Origin of the sequence: Streptomyces sp. NPDC091412, from assembly GCF_044756885.1 — a bacterium.
In the GTDB taxonomy this organism is placed as follows: Bacteria; Actinomycetota; Actinomycetes; order Streptomycetales; family Streptomycetaceae; genus Streptomyces.
On the sequence record NZ_JBIVTV010000001.1, the window covers coordinates 587,111 to 602,595 of the forward strand.

The 15,485-nt window shown below is 71.6% G+C and carries 12 protein-coding genes and 1 tRNA gene; 5 read left to right on the plus strand and 8 right to left on the minus strand.

The features are described 5' to 3' along the window. Positions 1-78 precede the first annotated feature (78 nt). The gene (locus tag ACIQMV_RS02675) at positions 79-750 is read right to left on the minus strand and encodes an ANTAR domain-containing response regulator (protein ID WP_402590582.1); all 672 of its coding nucleotides are present in this window, start codon (positions 748-750) and stop codon (positions 79-81) included. A gap of 106 nt (positions 751-856) precedes the next feature. Between ACIQMV_RS02675 and ACIQMV_RS02680 the strand changes: the two genes are divergently transcribed. Then, positions 857-929 (plus strand) — tRNA-Leu (locus ACIQMV_RS02680). A gap of 29 nt (positions 930-958) precedes the next feature. Here the strand turns inward: ACIQMV_RS02680 and pyk are convergent. Continuing rightward, positions 959-2,395 carry a pyruvate kinase gene (gene pyk, locus ACIQMV_RS02685; protein WP_402590584.1) on the minus strand — a complete coding sequence of 479 codons (1,437 nt, stop codon included), beginning with the start codon at positions 2,393-2,395 and terminating at the stop codon, positions 959-961. Positions 2,396-2,553: 158 nt separating this feature from the next. Beyond that, the gene (locus ACIQMV_RS02690) at positions 2,554-3,273 is read right to left on the minus strand and encodes an SIMPL domain-containing protein (RefSeq protein ID WP_402590586.1); all 720 of its coding nucleotides are present in this window, start codon (positions 3,271-3,273) and stop codon (positions 2,554-2,556) included. Positions 3,274-3,410: 137 nt separating this feature from the next. Here ACIQMV_RS02690 and ACIQMV_RS02695 point away from each other — a divergent pair, with 137 nt between their 5' ends. Then, entirely contained in the window at positions 3,411-5,234 is a 1,824-nt protein-coding gene (locus tag ACIQMV_RS02695) for a bifunctional metallophosphatase/5'-nucleotidase (protein WP_401774149.1), read from the plus strand. A 35-nt stretch (positions 5,235-5,269) separates the two neighbouring features. Here ACIQMV_RS02695 and ACIQMV_RS02700 read toward each other — a convergent pair whose 3' ends face one another. From ACIQMV_RS02700 to ACIQMV_RS02720, 5 genes are all read right to left on the minus strand, one after another. Continuing rightward, positions 5,270-6,688 carry a lysine N(6)-hydroxylase/L-ornithine N(5)-oxygenase family protein gene (locus ACIQMV_RS02700; protein WP_402590588.1) on the minus strand — a complete coding sequence of 473 codons (1,419 nt, stop codon included), beginning with the start codon at positions 6,686-6,688 and terminating at the stop codon, positions 5,270-5,272. After that, positions 6,685-8,073 (minus strand): aminotransferase class V-fold PLP-dependent enzyme, encoded by a 1,389-nt coding sequence (locus ACIQMV_RS02705; protein ID WP_141361867.1) that lies wholly within the window; start codon positions 8,071-8,073, stop codon positions 6,685-6,687. The genes ACIQMV_RS02700 and ACIQMV_RS02705 overlap by 4 nt, the downstream gene beginning before the upstream one ends. 185 nt (positions 8,074-8,258) lie before the next feature. Then, complete coding sequence (locus tag ACIQMV_RS02710) at positions 8,259-9,089, minus strand: NAD(P)H-binding protein (protein WP_402590591.1); 831 nt, start codon at positions 9,087-9,089, stop codon at positions 8,259-8,261. A gap of 320 nt (positions 9,090-9,409) precedes the next feature. After that, positions 9,410-11,923, minus strand: a complete 2,514-nt coding sequence (gene pepN / locus ACIQMV_RS02715) for an aminopeptidase N (protein WP_402590593.1) — start codon at positions 11,921-11,923, stop codon at positions 9,410-9,412. 100 nt (positions 11,924-12,023) lie between these two features. Next, positions 12,024-12,371, minus strand: a complete 348-nt coding sequence (locus ACIQMV_RS02720) for a chorismate mutase (RefSeq protein ID WP_141361861.1) — start codon at positions 12,369-12,371, stop codon at positions 12,024-12,026. A gap of 158 nt (positions 12,372-12,529) precedes the next feature. On the opposite strand from ACIQMV_RS02720, the gene ACIQMV_RS02725 reads away from it, so the two are divergent. The 3 genes from ACIQMV_RS02725 (at position 12,530) to ACIQMV_RS02735 (ending at position 15,399) form a co-directional block, all read left to right on the plus strand. After that, positions 12,530-13,429, plus strand: a complete 900-nt coding sequence (locus ACIQMV_RS02725) for a hypothetical protein (protein WP_402590595.1) — start codon at positions 12,530-12,532, stop codon at positions 13,427-13,429. 121 nt (positions 13,430-13,550) lie between these two features. Beyond that, positions 13,551-14,471, plus strand: a complete 921-nt coding sequence (locus tag ACIQMV_RS02730; protein WP_402590597.1) for a rhomboid family intramembrane serine protease — start codon at positions 13,551-13,553, stop codon at positions 14,469-14,471. A gap of 22 nt (positions 14,472-14,493) precedes the next feature. Then, positions 14,494-15,399: a chitosanase gene (locus ACIQMV_RS02735; RefSeq protein WP_402590599.1), complete on the plus strand. Its 906-nt coding sequence runs from the start codon at positions 14,494-14,496 to the stop codon at positions 15,397-15,399. Positions 15,400-15,485 lie beyond the last annotated feature (86 nt).

Genomic DNA, 15,485 nt, shown 5'->3' on the forward strand with positions numbered 1-15,485 from the left:
TGACCACCGGAACGAGAATGGGCCCGCGTCCCCTGAGGGGACGCGGGCCCATTCCCTGTCGCTGCCGGTCCGCCCGGCTCAGTCCTTGTCGGGCCTGGCGCCCTTCGCGGCCTTCTTCTCCTCGCTGTCCTGGATGACCGCCTCCGCGACCTGCTGCATCGACATGCGGCGGTCCATCGAGGTCTTCTGGATCCAGCGGAACGCGGCCGGCTCGGTCAGCCCGTACTCCGTCTGAAGGATCGACTTGGCACGGTCGACCAGCTTGCGGGTCTCCAGCCGCTGGGCGAGGTCCGCGACCTCCCTCTCCAGTTCCTTCAGTTCGGTGAACCGCGAGACGGCCATCTCGATGGCGGGCACGACGTCGCTCTTGCTGAACGGCTTCACCAGGTACGCCATCGCCCCGGCGTCCCGGGCGCGCTCCACCAGGTCGCGCTGCGAGAAGGCGGTGAGCATGAGCACGGGCGCGATCCGCTCCTCCGCGATCCGCTCCGCCGCCGAGATGCCGTCGAGCTTGGGCATCTTCACATCGAGGATCACCAGGTCCGGGCGGTGCTCACGGGCCAGCTCCACGGCCCGCTCGCCGTCCCCGGCCTCACCGACGACCCGGTAGCCCTCTTCCTCCAGCATCTCTTTGAGGTCGAGCCGGATCAGCGCCTCGTCCTCGGCGATGACGACGCGGGTCGTCAGCGGAGGCACGTGCGACTTGTCGTCGTCGGACACGTCTACGGGCTCGGGCGACTCGGCGGTCACGGGGGCGCTCCTTGTTCCGGGGCGGGCGGGTACTGCTCCAAGAGCGTACCCAGCTGCGGTAAGGTGGGGGGACGGCGGGTGACCGTCGATCTTTGTTTCAAAGGGGGCCCCGGTAGCCCAGCGGTAGAGGCAATGGTCTCAAACACCATCCAGCGTCGGTTCGAATCCGACCCGGGGTACGTTTCCTCCGAATCCAAGGTCGCAAGTTCTACTTGGGAGTGTCGTCCTCCCCGATGTGGTGAACCCTGACCAGGTTCGTCGAGCCCGGCACCCCCGGGGGCGAGCCCGCTGTGATCACCACCACGTCGCCCTTCTCGCAACGGCCGTACCGCAGCAGCAGTTCGTCGACCTGGTCGACCATGGCGTCGGTCGAGTCGACGCGCGGCCCCAGGAATGTCTCCACGCCCCAGGTGGCGCTGAGTTGGGAACGGGTGGCCTGCTCCGTGGTGAAGGCCAGCAGCGGGATGGGTGAGCGGTAGCGGGAGAGCCGGCGGGCGGTGTCGCCCGACTGCGTGAAGGCGACCAGGAACCTGGCGCCGAGGAAGTCGCCGATCTCCGCCGCCGCGCGGGCGACGGCGCCGCCCTGGGTACGGGGCTTGTCGCGGTCGGTCAGCGGCGGCAGGCCCTGGGTGAGGAGGTCCTCCTCGGCCGCCGCGACGATGCGGGCCATCGTCCGCACCGTCGCCACCGGGTGCTTGCCCACACTGGTCTCGCCCGACAGCATCACCGCGTCCGTGCCGTCGAGCACCGCGTTGGCCACGTCCGAGGCCTCCGCGCGGGTCGGGCGGGAGTTGCCGATCATCGAGTCGAGCATCTGGGTGGCGACGATCACCGGCTTGGCGTTCCGCCGGGCCAGCTTGATCGCGCGCTTCTGGACGATGGGGACCTGCTCCAGCGGCATTTCCACACCCAGGTCGCCGCGGGCGACCATGATGCCGTCGAAGGCGGCCACGATGTCGTCGACGGCCTCCACCGCCTGCGGCTTCTCGATCTTGGCGATGACGGGGAGGCGGCGGCCCTCGTCGTCCATGACGCGGTGGACGTCGAGGATGTCCCGGCCACCGCGGACGAAGGACAGCGCGACGATGTCGAAGCCGGTGCGCAGCGCCCAGCGCAGGTCGTCCTCGTCCTTCTTGGACAGGGCGGGGACCGAGACGGCGACGCCCGGCAGATTGAGCCCCTTGTGGTCGGAGATCACGCCGCCCTCGATCACCCGGGTGCGCACGCGGGGGCCGTCGACGGCGGTGACCTCGAGGCCCACCTTGCCGTCGTCGACGAGGATGCGCTCACCGGGGGTGACGTCCTCGGCGAGGCCGGCGTGGGTGGTGCCGCAGATGTGCCGGTCGCCCTCGACGCCCTCCTCGACGGTGATGGTGAAGGTGTCGCCGCGTTCGAGGAGTACGGGTCCTTCGCGGAAGCGGCCGAGCCGGATCTTCGGGCCCTGAAGGTCGGCGAGTATTCCGACGCTGCGTCCGGTCTCGTCGGCGGCCCGGCGCACGTGCCGGTAACGCTCCTCGTGCTCGGCGTGGCCGCCGTGGCTGAGGTTCAGTCGGGCGACGTCCATTCCGGCGTCGACCAGTGCCCTGATCTGGTCGTACGTGTCGGTGGCGGGCCCCAGAGTACAGACGATCTTTGCTCGGCGCATGATGTGAGCCTAGGCCTTACCAGTGGGTAGACGATTGGTACGACGTGACTACTCAACAACCTTTGAATGAAGGAGTATTGACAACTGTTGAACTGTGGGGGGCGGCACTCCGACGAGCGTTCGCCCCGTTCGCGGACCGGAAGACGCAACTGACGTAATCACAGTCTGGGCGGTGCCATGGTGAATCGCGCGTCGAGTTGCGCGTGGATGTGCTGCCGCTCGGGTTCGAGGTCCAGGGGCGCGGCCTCGTCCTGCGGCGCCGGACCTCCGTAGGCCGCCGTCGCCCGCATCCGTCCGGGGGCCTGCGGCCGGAACGGGGCGCTCTCCGCTCCGATGTCGGCGATCTCGACGAGGGCGGTGAGCGTGGTGCCGAGCGCCTCGGCGTACTCCCTGGCCCGCTGGACGGCCTCCCGCACGGCCTGCCGGCGTGCCTCCCGGTGGGCCGATGAGCCGGGGCGCAGCGACCACCAGGGACCATCCACCCGGGTGAGTTCCAAGTCGGCCAGTCGGGTGGCGAGTTCGCCGAGGACGGTGAAGTCGGAGAGTTCGGCGGTGAGGCGGACGGCGCCGTGGTAGGTGCGGACGCGCTCGCCGCGGCCGTGCCGGGCCGGTTCGGGGGCGAGGGAGAAGGCGCCGGTCTCCAGGTGTTCGACCGCCTGGCCGTAGGACTTGACGAGGTCGAGGACGCGGGCGTTGCGCCGGGTGAGGTCGTCCAGGGCGGAACGGCGGTCCTTGCCGCGGGCGGTGACGGTGATGCCGATACGGGCGATCTCGGGGTCGACTTCGAGGTGTGCCTCACCGCGGACGGCGATCCGGGGTGCGTCGGGGGTGCCGTAGGGGACGGCGGGGACGGGTTCCGGTGCGGGGGCTGAGGTCATACGTCCCACTCTGTCACCGGTGCCCTGTTTTTCGCGCCTGTCGGTCACCAGATCGCAACCTTCCGGGGGTGTTGCGGTTCGCCCGGGCCCGCCAGAATCTACGCGCGTCATCGACCTGTTCACGAGGAGAACCAGCCATGCCGTTGAACCGCCGGAAGTTCCTGACGAAGTCCGCCGCCACGGGGGCGGGGGTGGCGCTGACCGGCGCCGTGGCGGCTCCGGCGGCCCAGGCCGCGCCCGCCGCCGCTGCCGCGGCGGGCAAGTCGCCCGAGAAGCCGGGCAAGCGTTACTCCCTCACCGTCATGGGCACGACCGACCTGCACGGTCACGTGTTCAACTGGGACTACTTCAAGGACGGCGAGTACAGCGACGCGGCGGGCAACGCCCAGGGCCTGGCCCGGGTCTCCACGCTGGTGGACCAGGTCCGCAAGGAGAAGGGCCGCGAGAACACGCTGCTCCTGGACGCCGGTGACACGATTCAGGGCACCCCGCTGACGTACTACTACGCCAAGGTCGACCCGATCACCGCCAAGCGCGGTCCGGTGCACCCGATGGCCAAAGCCATGAACGCCATCGGATACGACGCGGTGGCGCTCGGCAACCACGAGTTCAACTACGGCATCGAGACCCTGCGCAAGTTCGAGGAGCAGTGCGACTTCCCGCTGCTCGGCGCGAACGCGGTGGACCACAAGACCCAGAAGCCGGCCTTCCCGCCGTACTTCATGAAGAAGTTCCACGCGCCGGGTGCCGCCCCGGTGACGGTGGCCGTGCTGGGTCTGACCAACCCGGGCATCGCGATCTGGGACAAGGCCTACGTCCAGGGCAAGTTGGACTTCCCGGGTCTGGAGGAGCAGGCCGCGAAGTGGGTGCCCAAGCTGCGTTCGATGGGCGCGGACGTGGTCATCGTCTCGGCGCACTCGGGCACGTCCGGCACCTCGTCGTACGGCGACCAGCTGCCGTACGTGGAGGACGCCGCCGCGAACATCGCCCGGCAGGTGCCCGGCATCGACGCGATCCTGGTGGGCCACGCGCACAAGGAGATCGCGGAGCTGAAGGTCGTCAACGACAAGACCGGCAAGACGGTCGTCCTGTCGGAGCCGCTGTGCTACGCCGAGCGGCTCTCCCTCTTCGACATCGAGCTGGTGTTCGTCAAGGGCAAGTGGGAGGTGGAGTCGGTCTCCGCCTCACTGCGCAACGCCAACACCGTCGCCGACGACCCGAAGATCACCAAGCTGCTGTCGGACCAGCACGCGAAGGTCGTGAAGTACGTCAACCAGGTGGTCGGCCAGGCGACGGTGACCCTCACCACCGTCGACGCCCGCTACAAGGACGCGCCGATCATCGACCTGATCAACAAGGTGCAGGAGGACGTGGTGAAGGCCGCGCTGGCGGGCACGCAGTACGCCGCGCTGCCGGTCGTCTCGCAGGCCTCCCCCTTCTCGCGCACCTCCGAGATCCCGGCCGGCAACGTCACGATCCGGGACCTGTCGAGCCTGTACGTGTACGACAACACGCTGGTCGCCAAGCTGATGACGGGTGCCCAGCTGCGGGCGTACCTGGAGTACTCGGCGGAATACTTCGTGCAGACGGCCGCCGGCGCGCCGGTCGACGTGGACAAGCTGACGAACGCGGGCGGCCGCCCGGACTACAACTACGACTACGTGTCGGGGCTCCAGTACGACATCGACATCGCCCAGCCGGTCGGCTCGCGGATCAAGAACCTGACGTTCAACGGTGCGGCGCTGGACGGCGCCCAGGAGTTCGTGATGGCGGTGAACAACTACCGGGCCAACGGCGGTGGCGCGTTCCCGCACGTGGCCTCGGCGAAGGAGCTGTGGGCGGAGTCGACCGAGATCCGCACCCGGATCGCGGAGTGGGTCACGGCGAAGGGCGTGCTGGACCCGAAGGACTTCGCGTCGCTGGACTGGAAGCTGACGCGTAACGGCACGCCGGTGTTCTGATCGGTTCGACCGGTTTCCTTCTCCACGGGACGGCCTCAGATTCCGTCCGCCAGGGGCGTCAGCGCCCTGACCTGGCGGGACGGCGGGATCTGGGGCCGCCGCCGTTCCAGGCCGAAGGTGGTGAAGGCGGTGCGGGCGGGCAGCGGGTAGGCCTGTGTTCCGGTCACCGCGTTGAGGATGGTGGCGCTGCGCCAGGCGGCGAGGCCCAGGTCGGGGGCGCCGACGCCGTGGGTGTGGCGTTCGGCGTTCTGCACGTAGACATGGCAGCCGGTGGCGGTGATGGCCGGGTCGAGGGCGAGGCGGAACTGCTCGTCGACACGGAGGCGTTCCTTGCCGTCGCGGCGCAGATAGGCGTCGAGACCGGTGAGCAGGGGCGTGACGGGGCGTTCGCGGTAGCCGGTGGCGAGGACGACGGCGTCGGTGGTGAGGCGGGTGCGGGTGCCCTGCTGCACGTGTTCGAGGTGGAGTTCGATCCGGGAGCCGGCGACCCGGCCGGCGGTGCGGACCCGGACGCCGGGGGTCAGGACGGCGTCGGGCCAGCCCCCGTCCAGCGTGCGGCGGTAGAGCTCGTCGTGGACGGCGGCGAGGGTGTCGGCGTCGATGCCCTTGTGGAGCTGCCACTGGCCGGCGACGAGCCGGTCGCGCACGGGTTCGGCCAGGGCGTGGAAGTAGCGCATGTAGTCGGGGGTGAAGTGCTCCAGGCCGAGCTTGGAGTATTCCATCGGGGCGAAGGCCTCGGTGCGGCCGATCCAGTGCAGCCGCTCGCCGCCCACCCGGCGGTGGCGCAGCAGGTCGAGGAACACCTCGGCGCCGGACTGTCCGGAGCCGACGACGGTGATGTGGCCGGCCGCGAGGAGGGTGTCGCGGTGGCCGAGGTAGTCGGCGGCGTGCACGACGGGAACGCCGGGGGCGTCGGCGAGGGGCCTGAGCGGGGCGGGCACATGGCGTTCGGTGCCGATGCCGAGGACGACGTTGCGGGTGTGGGCGCGGCCGACGGCCTCCGCTTCGCCGTCGGCGTCGAGCTGGGTGAAGTCGACCTCGAAGAGGGCGAGTTCGGGGTTCCAGCGGACGGCGTCGACCTGGTGGCCGCAGCGCACCGCGGGCAGGTTCTCGGAGACCCAGCGGCAGTAGGCGTCGTATTCGGCGCGCTGGATGTGGAAGCGCTCGGAGAAGTAGAACGGGAAGAGCCGGTCGCGGGTCTTGAGGTAGTTGAGGAAGGACCACGTGCTGGCCGGGTCGGCGAGGGTGACCAGGTCGGCCAGGAAGGGCACCTGAACGCGGGCGCCCTCGATGAGCAGGCCGGGGTGCCAGTGGAAGCGGGGGCGCCGTTCGTAGAAGACGGTGTCGAGACCGGTGAGCGGGTGGGCGAGCGCGGCCAGGGACAGGTTGAACGGCCCGATGCCGATGCCGACCAGGTCTCGGGCCTGGGGGGCGTGGTGCGCGGGATGGTTCATCGGGGGGTGCTTCCTTCCACCAGTTTCAGCAGGGCGGCCAGGTCTTCGGTCCGGGTGTCCGGGTTGAGCAGGGTGGCCTTGAGCCAGAGCCGGTCGTCGAGGCGGGCCCGGCCGAGGACGGCGCGGCCTTCGGTGAGGAGCCGGCGGCGTACGGTGGCGACGGCGTCGTCGGTGACGCCGGCGGGCCGGAACAGGACGGTGCTGATGGTGGGCCGGTCGTGGAGCTCGAAGCCGGGGTGGTCGTGGATGAGGTCGGCGAACTCGCGGGCGCGGGCGCAGACCTGGTCGACGAGGGCGCCGAGGCCGCGGCGGCCGAGGGCCTTGAGGGTGACGGCGATCTTGAGGACGTCGGGGCGGCGAGTGGTGCGCAGGGAGCGGCCGAGCAGGTCGGGCAGGCCGGCCTCGGTGTCGTCCCCGGCGTTGAGGTAGTCGGCGCGCTGGTGCAGGACGGCGAGGTCGCGGGGGTGGCGGACGGCGAGGAGTCCGGCGGCGACCGGCTGCCAGCCGAGTTTGTGCAGGTCGAGGGTGACGGTGTGGGCGGCTTCGAGCCCGGTCAGCTTGTCCCGGTGGCGTTCGCTGAACAGCAGTCCCCCGCCGTGGGCGGCGTCGATGTGCAGCCGGGCGCCGTGGGCGGCGCACAGCCCGGCGATCTCCGGGAGGGGGTCGATGAGGCCGGCGTCGGTGGTGCCGGCGGTCGCGGCCACGAGGAGGGAGCCGCGCGCTCCGCCGAGGCCGGTGAGGACGCTGTGCAGCGCGGCGGGGTCGAGGGTGCCGGAGGGAGCGGGCACGATCACGGGTTCGGGCAGGCCGAGCAGCCAGGCGGCGCGGGGCAGGGAGTGGTGCGCGTTGGCGCCGCAGACCAGGCGGATACCGCCGCCGTGGGACTCGCGGGCGAGCAGCAGGGCGAGTTGGTTGGACTCGGTGCCGCCGGTGGTGACGACGGAGTCGGCGAGGCCGGTCTCGTGCGCGAGCGTCCGCGTGACGAGGGCTTCGAGTTCGGAGGCGGCGGGTGCCTGGTCCCAGGAGTCCAGGGAGGGGTTGAGGGCGCTGACGGCGAGGTCGGCGGCGGTGGCCACGGCGAGCGGCGGGCAGTGCAGATGGGCCGCGCACAGCGGGTCGGCGGGGTCGGCGGCGCCTTCGGCGAGGGCGTGCACGAGGCCGCGCAGGGCGTCCGGGTCGCCGTGCTCGGGCAGGACCTCGCCCACGGCGTCGCGCACCCGGGCGGCCACCGCCTCGGGGCCGCCCGCGGGCAGGGGGCCGCCGCGGGCACGGCGGCCGCTGTCGAGGGCGTCGAGCACGGTGTCGAGCAGGGGCCGCAGGGCGTGCGGGCCGTCGGGACCGGAGGCGAGGCGGGCGGGGTGGTCCGGGGGCGGCGGGGTGCTCATGGGACTGTCCTCCGTGACGCGGGGGCAGGGACTTCCAGCTTGTACGCAGTAAAGCCGGACGCGCCCGAGAGATCGACGATCGGAACCCGAAAGTGGGTACTGCCGTACGGGGAAAACGTGTTGGGGTCCCGTGAGTCCGCCGCCGCCCGGCGATCCCGTGAGCCCGCCGCCGCCCCGGGAAGCCGTCAGCCGAGGAAGCCGGCCCGGTGGTCCTCGGCCCAGCGGGCGAAGGGGCGGGCCGGGGTGCCGGTGATCTCCTCGACGGTGTGCGTGATCTCCGGGCGGACGCCGACGGTGGACTCGAAGGTCTTCAGCAGGCTCTGGAGCAGGTGCGGCGGCACGTGCGGGTAGAGCTCGGGCCCGGCCTGTTCCGGCGGGATCTCGACGAAGGCCAGGTCACGGCCGAGGGCGCGGCCGATCGCGGCGACCTGCTCGGCGTTGGTGAGGGCCTCCGGGCCGGTGAGGCGATGGACGGCGCCCTCGTGGCCGGGGTCGAGGAGGGCGCGCTCGGCCACGGCGGCGATGTCGTCCTCGTGGATGGGCGCGGTCAGCGCGTCGGCGAAGACACCGCGGACGGTGTTCCCCGCACGGATCTGGGGCGCCCACTGCAGAGCGTTGGCGGCGAAGGCGTTCGGCCGGAGGAGGGTCCACGCGAGGCCGCTGTCGCGGATCCGCCGCTCGGCTCCGGCGTGCATGACGTGGATGGGATGGGTCTCGTCGGCGCCGTCGCGGACGATCCCGGAGGAGAGCAGTACGACGTGCCGGACGCCGGCCTCGCGGGCCGCCTTCAGCAGGGCGCCGCTCCCGCCGGCGGCCTGGACGTACAGGAAGAGTCCGGTCACGCCCGTGAACAGGGCGGCCGGGTCGTCGGGCCGGAACCGCACGACCTCTGCCCCCGCGGGCAGCACGGCCCGTTCCGGGTCACGGGTCAGTGCCCGCACGGGCCGGCCGGCGGCGACGAGACGCTCGACGAGGGCACGGCCGACGTTGCCGGTCGCTCCGGTCACTGCGATCACGGGTCTGCCTCCGGGGGCTCGGGCCGGTCGTCCTGACTCCAGCAGCCTGACTCCAGCAGCCTAGGAGCGGACGACCGGCCCCGCGCGGCATCAGCGACGGCCGGCCCGCCCGGACGGCACCGTCGCCTCCACGGCGCGCCCCGGCATCACCGGCGGCGTCGCCCGCGTCCAGCGGTCGCCGCCACGGCCACCACGGCCACCGTCCGGGACGTCGGCCAGGCGGTGGCGGCCGTGCCGCCCACGCCGCCGCGGGCCGACCGCACCGCCCTGGCCGGGCCGGCGAGCGACCGGTTCGGAACGACCGGCCCGGACGACAGGGCCTACGCCTCCCGGACGCGCAGTGCGCGGGACAGGTCGTCGAGCTGGTCGACGAGCTTGCGGCGGAGCGCCGGGGTCGGGGCGCCGTCGTGCAGGCAGGCCTCGCCCAGTCGCAGGTGGTCGGCGTCGACGGCGTGCACCGGGAACGCCCAGCGTCCGGCGGCCTCGGCGATGGCGGGGCCGCGGCGGTCGGCGAGGGCGACCGCGTCCTGGTAGAAGCGGGGGACGTAGTCCCGTACGAGATCGGCCTGTTCGGGCTGCCAGAAGCCCTGCGCGGTGGCGATGAACAGGTAGTTCGACAGGTCGGTGCGCTCGTCGGTGGCGAACATCGACTCCCAGGCCGCGCGCTTGGCCTCGGCGTCGGGCAGCGCGGCCCGGCAGCGGGCGGCGCCCTCCTGGCCGGTGGCGGACGGGTCGCGGTCGAGTTCCCGGGCGATGGCGGCCTCGTCGACGGCGCCGAGGACGGCGAGGCGGCCCAGGACGCGCCAGCGCAGCTCCGGGTCGAGTTCGGGGCCGCCGGGGACGGTGCCGTCGGCGAGCCAGGCGGCGATGGTGTCTGGGTGCGCGGCGACGTCGATGAAGTGCCGCACGGCGATCAGGCGCAGACCGGGGTTGTCGCCGTCCTCGGTGCGGCGGATGAGATCGCGGCACAGGGAGCCGAGGGCGGCCAGGGCGGCGGGCCGCTGCCCCGGGTGGACGTACCGGTCGGCGATCTGCCCGGTGGCGAAGGCCAGGACGCCCTGGACGAGGGCCAGGTCGGTCTCCTCGGGCAGGTGGGCGGAGGCTGTCGACAGGTAGTCGGCGGGGGCGAGTTCACCGTCGCGGACCATGTCGCGCAGCGTGTTCCACACCACGGCGCGGGTGAGCGCGTCGGGGACGCCGGACAGGTCGCGCAGGGCGGTCTCCAGGGAGGTCTCGTCCAGGCGGATCTTGGCGTAGGTCAGGTCCTGGTCGTTGGGCACGATCAGGGCGGGTCGGGTGCCGGAGCGGGGTTGGCCGGCGCCGTCCTGCGGGACGTCGGTCTCGTAGCGCTCCCGGACGACCAGGCTGTGGCCGTCGCCCAGGTCGCGGTCGTAGACGCCGACGGTGACGCGGTGCGGGCGGCTGCCGTCGCGGTCGAGGGCGAGGGTCCACTGGCCGGGCGCGGCGTCGACGGACGCGGTGAGCGTGTCCACGCCGGTGGTGCGCAGCCAGGCCTCGGCCCAGGCGTGCACGTCGCGGTCGGTGGCGGAGGCGAGGGAGTCGATGAAGTCGGCGAGGGTGGCGTTGGCGAACCGGTGCCGCTTGAAGTGGGTGTTGATGCCGGCCAGGAAGTCCTTCTCGCCGAGCCAGGCGACCAGTTGCCGCAGGGCGGAGGCGCCCTTGGCGTAGGAGATGCCGTCGAAGTTGAGCAGGGCGGAGGCGGTGTCGTCGACGGCGTCGGGGGCGACGGGGTGGGTGGAGGGGCGCTGGTCGGCGTCGTAGCCCCAGGACTTGCGGGCGACGCCGAAGTCGGTCCAGGTGCCGGTGAAGCGGGTGGCCTCGGCGGTGGTCTGGTAGCCCATGTACTCGGCGAAGGACTCGTTCAGCCAGATGTCGTCCCACCACTTGAGGGTGACCAGGTCGCCGAACCACATGTGGGCCATCTCGTGGGCGATGACCATGGCGCGGGTCTGCCGCTCGGTGTCGGTGACGGCGGAGCGGTAGACGAACTCGTCCCGGAAGGTGACCAGGCCCGGGTTCTCCATGGCGCCCGCGTTGAACTCGGGGACGAAGGCCTGGTCGTAGGAGTCGAAGGGGTAGGGCTCGTCGAACTTCTCGTGGTAGCGGTCGAAGCAGGCACGGGTGACGTCGAGGATCTCGTCGGCGTCCGCGTCGAGGTGGGGCGCCAGCGAGCGGCGGCAGTGGATGCCGAAGGGCAGGCCGCGGTGCTCGGTGCGTACGGAGTGCCAGGGGCCGGCGGCGACGGCGACCAGGTAGGTGGAGATCAGCGGGGTGGCCGCGGCCTTCCAGACGCCGTCGCCGGTGTGCTCGGTGACGCCGTTGGCGAGGACGGTCCAGTCCTCGGGGGCGGTGACGGCGAGTTCGAAGACGGCCTTGAGGTCGGGCTGGTCGAAGGCGGCGAAGACGCGCTGGACGTCTTCCATGAACAGCTGGGTGTAGACGTAGGTCTCACCGTCGGTGGGGTCGGTGAAGCGGTGCATGCCCTCGCCGGTGCGGGAGTAGCGCATGGCGGCGTCGACGCGCAGCTCGTGTTCACCGGGGGCGAGGTTCTTCAGCGGCAGGCGGTTGCCGGTGAGGTCGTGCGGGTCGAGGGGCTGTCCGTCGAGGGTGGCGGAGCGCAGGTGGGCGGGCTTGAGCTCGACGAACGTGTCCGTGCTGTCCCGGCCTTCCCGTACGGTGAACCGGATCACGGTCCGGGAGTCGAAGGTGTCGTCCCCACCGGTCAGGTCGAGGTCGACGGTGTACCGGTGGACGTCGAGGAGCTTGGCACGGGTATGCGCTTCGTCGCGCGTGAGTACGGACATGGACGCCATGCTGCCTGATGGTCCGGAGCGGGCACGAGGGGGTGTCGCCGACGGACGCAGGGCGTTCGCGGTCCGCGGGGGCGCGTTCGGCGGCGCGCGGGCGGGGGGGTCAGGTCGCCGGGGTCTCGCCGTTGCCGGCGTCCTCCGCGATGCGCTCGTGGTGGCGGATCACCTCGGCGATGATGAAGTTCAGGAACTTCTCGGCGAACGCCGGGTCCAGTTTGGCGTCCTCGGCGAGGGCGCGCAGCCGGGCGATCTGCCGGGCCTCGCGGGCCGGGTCGGCGGGCGGCAGCTGGTGGGCGGCCTTGAGGTGGCCGACCTGCTGGGTCGCCTTGAACCGCTCGGCGAGCATGTGGACGACGGCCGCGTCGATGTTGTCGATGCTGTCGCGCAGCCGCGCGAGCTCCTCGTGAACGGCGGGGGCGACGTCACCGGTACCGGTGCTGCTGGTGGTCATGGGCTCCAACCCTACGGGCTGGGCGGCGCTCCGATCACGAGCGTCCGACCCGTGGTCAACGGCGGGCACCGGGCACCGTGTGGCGTGGGCGCCGGGCGGAATCGGGGCTCCCGCGCATAAAGTGGGAGAGAGTTCAGGGCGTCTTTGGGGGTTCGGACGTGGCGAACGGCGGACCGGTGGTGCACGGCTACCCGCATCTGGAGACGGTGCGGGCCGCGATCACCTCCCTGTACAAGCGGCTCTCGTACGGCACCGTGCAGACGTTCGCGACCAGCGTGGCCCCGGCCGACGTGGCCTTCTGCGACACCGACGACCTGCATCTGGGGGCCCAGCGCGTGGCCCGCGAAATGGTCCGCCACTACCGGCTGCCGGACGCCCGCATGATCGTCAGCTTCCGCGAGATGACGCACGCGGCGAACGTCGAGCTGGCGGCGGGCCCCGAGTACTTCGTCGAACTGAACGACCGCTTCCGCACCCACCGCCGGGACATCGGCGCGGCCCTCGCCCACGAGGTGACCCACGTCTACCTGCACCGGCTGGACCTGTCCTTCCCCAGCACCCGCGACAACGAGATCCTCACGGACACGGTGGCGACGTACCTGGGCGCGGGCTGGCTGCTGCTGGACGCCTTCCGGGAGGACGGCGTGTCGTCGCAGAAGTTCGGCTACCTCACTCCGGAGGAGTTCGGCTACGTGCTGGCCAAGCGGGCGCTGGTGTTCGGTGAGGATCCCTCGACGTGGTTCACCAGCCCCCAGGGGTACGAGGCGTACGTCAAGGGCATGGCCCGGGCCCGCGGTGACGAGCAGCAGCCGCCCCTGACGGCGGCGGGCTGGGCGGGCCGCCGCCGGTACGCCCGCGACCGCCGGCACGCCCAGGACCACGGCCGTGCGCCGCTCGCCCAGCCGGAGGCGCCGTACTCCTTCAGCCGCGGCGGCCCGGAGCCCCTGCGGGTGTCCTTCTCCTGCCCCACCTGCCACCAGCGCATCAGGGTCCCGGTCGGAGGCCGTATGCGCGCCCGGTGCGCCCTGTGCCGCACCGTCCTGGAGTGCGACACCTGAACTGATCGCGGTTCCGGAATCACGGGCCCCGCCTTTACCATCTGTCACAGCACTTCGCTATTTTGTTCGCCGCCGTCCCCACCGGCTCAGCCATGTCCCCGCGTTTCCCGAGGAGCCGGCCGTGGATGCCGAGTCCGCTGTCACCACCTGCTATCGCCACAGCAGAGTGGAGTCCCACGTCCGCTGCGTCCGCTGCGACCGGTACATCTGCCCGGACTGCATGCGGGAGGCCTCCGTCGGCCACCAGTGCGTGGAGTGCGTGAGGGAGGGCGCCCGGTCGGTACGGCAGGCACGGACGGCGTTCGGCGGCCGGATCAGCGCGGTGCCGGTCGTGACGTACGTTCTGATCGGGCTCAACGTCCTCGCCTATCTGGGCGAGTTGGTGCGCCCGGCGGTCGTGGACGGTCTGGGGATGCTCGGGCGCGGACTGGCGGGAACCGACGGCGAGCACTACCTGTGGGAGTACCCGTACGGCTCCGACGTGCACGCGGAGGGGCTGGTCGGCGGCGAGTGGTACCGGCTGCTGACCGGCGCGTTCCTGCATGTGCCCGCCACCGAGGGGACGTTCGGCATCCTGCACATCGTGATGAACATGATGGCGCTGTGGAGCACCGGCCGCTTGGTCGAGGCGCAGCTGGGCCGCGCCCGCTACCTCGCCCTGTACCTGCTGTCGGCGCTCGGCGGCTCGGTCCTGGTCCTGCTGATCGATCCGGACGCCCTGACGGTCGGCGCGTCCGGCGCGATCTTCGGGCTCGGCGCCGCGTACTACGTCATGGCCCGGCGCCTGGGCTACGACATGAGCGGCGTCAACCGGTACATGGCGGGCCTGCTGCTGTGGCTGGTGATCTCCGCCGGGCTCACTTCCTGGCAGGCACACCTCGGTGGCCTGCTGGCGGGCGGCGTGGTGACCCTGGCGTACGCGTACGCGCCGCGCGGCGGCCGTCGCACTCTGGTCCAGGCGGGCGTGTGCGTGGCCCTGCTGGTTCTGCTCATGGCGCTCAGCTGGGCGAAGGTCTCGGAACTGTCGGGAGGGGCGGCCTGATCAGGGCCGTACGGTAACTGTCATGAAACGTCCTGGAATATTGTTTTTGGTGGCCACTCCGGTCCTCGCGTTGGCGGTGTTGCTCGCCTTCGATCCACAGGACCGGGGCCCGTCCGCGCCGAAGCGGCACACGGCCGCGCACGAGTCCCGTGAGGACACCAAGGCGCGGGCCGAACGGTCGGAGAAGGCCCAGGACGACGAGGTGGCCGACGAGGCGCCCCGGGGCCTGGCCGCGCCCGCGAAGAAGGAGCTGGCCCAGCGGCTCGTGGCGAGCGCCGAGAACTCCACGCTCGACTGGCGCAGCACCTACGGCTCCATCGAGGACGCCGACGACGGCGACGGCTACACCGCGGGGATCATCGGCTACTGCACCGGTACGCACGACCTGCTCACCCTGGTCGAGCGCTACACCAAGGCCCACCCGGACAACGGTCTCGCCCGGTTCCTGCCGGCGCTGCGCGAGGTCGACGGCACGGACTCCCACGAGGGCCTGGACCCGGACTTCACCGCGGCGTGGAAGGCGGAGTCGGAACGTCCGGCCTTCCGCAAGGCCCAGGAGGACGAGCGGGACCGCGCCTACTTCAATCCGGCCGTCCGACTCGCCAAGCTCGACGGCCTCGGCACGCTGGGCCAGTTCATCTACTACGACGCGATGGTCTTCCACGGCCCCGGCGTCGACAAGGACGGCTTCTACGCCCTGCGCGAGCGCGCCCTGAAGGAGGCCGACACCCCGGCCGCGGGCGGCCGGGAGAAGAGCTACCTCGACGTCTTCCTGGACATCCGCCGCGAGGCCATGAAGGCCCGCAGGACGAACCGCGACACCAGCCGTATCGACACAGCCCAGCGGCAGTTCCTGTACGACGGGAACATGGACCTGAAGACCCCGCTGGTGTGGAAGGTGTACGGGGAGACGTACAAGGCGCCGTAGTCCCCCGGACATGCGGCGGCGCCTGCCCTGTGGTCCGGTCGGGGACTGGGCAGGCGCCGCCTGTGTTCCACACGCCTTTGTGCGGG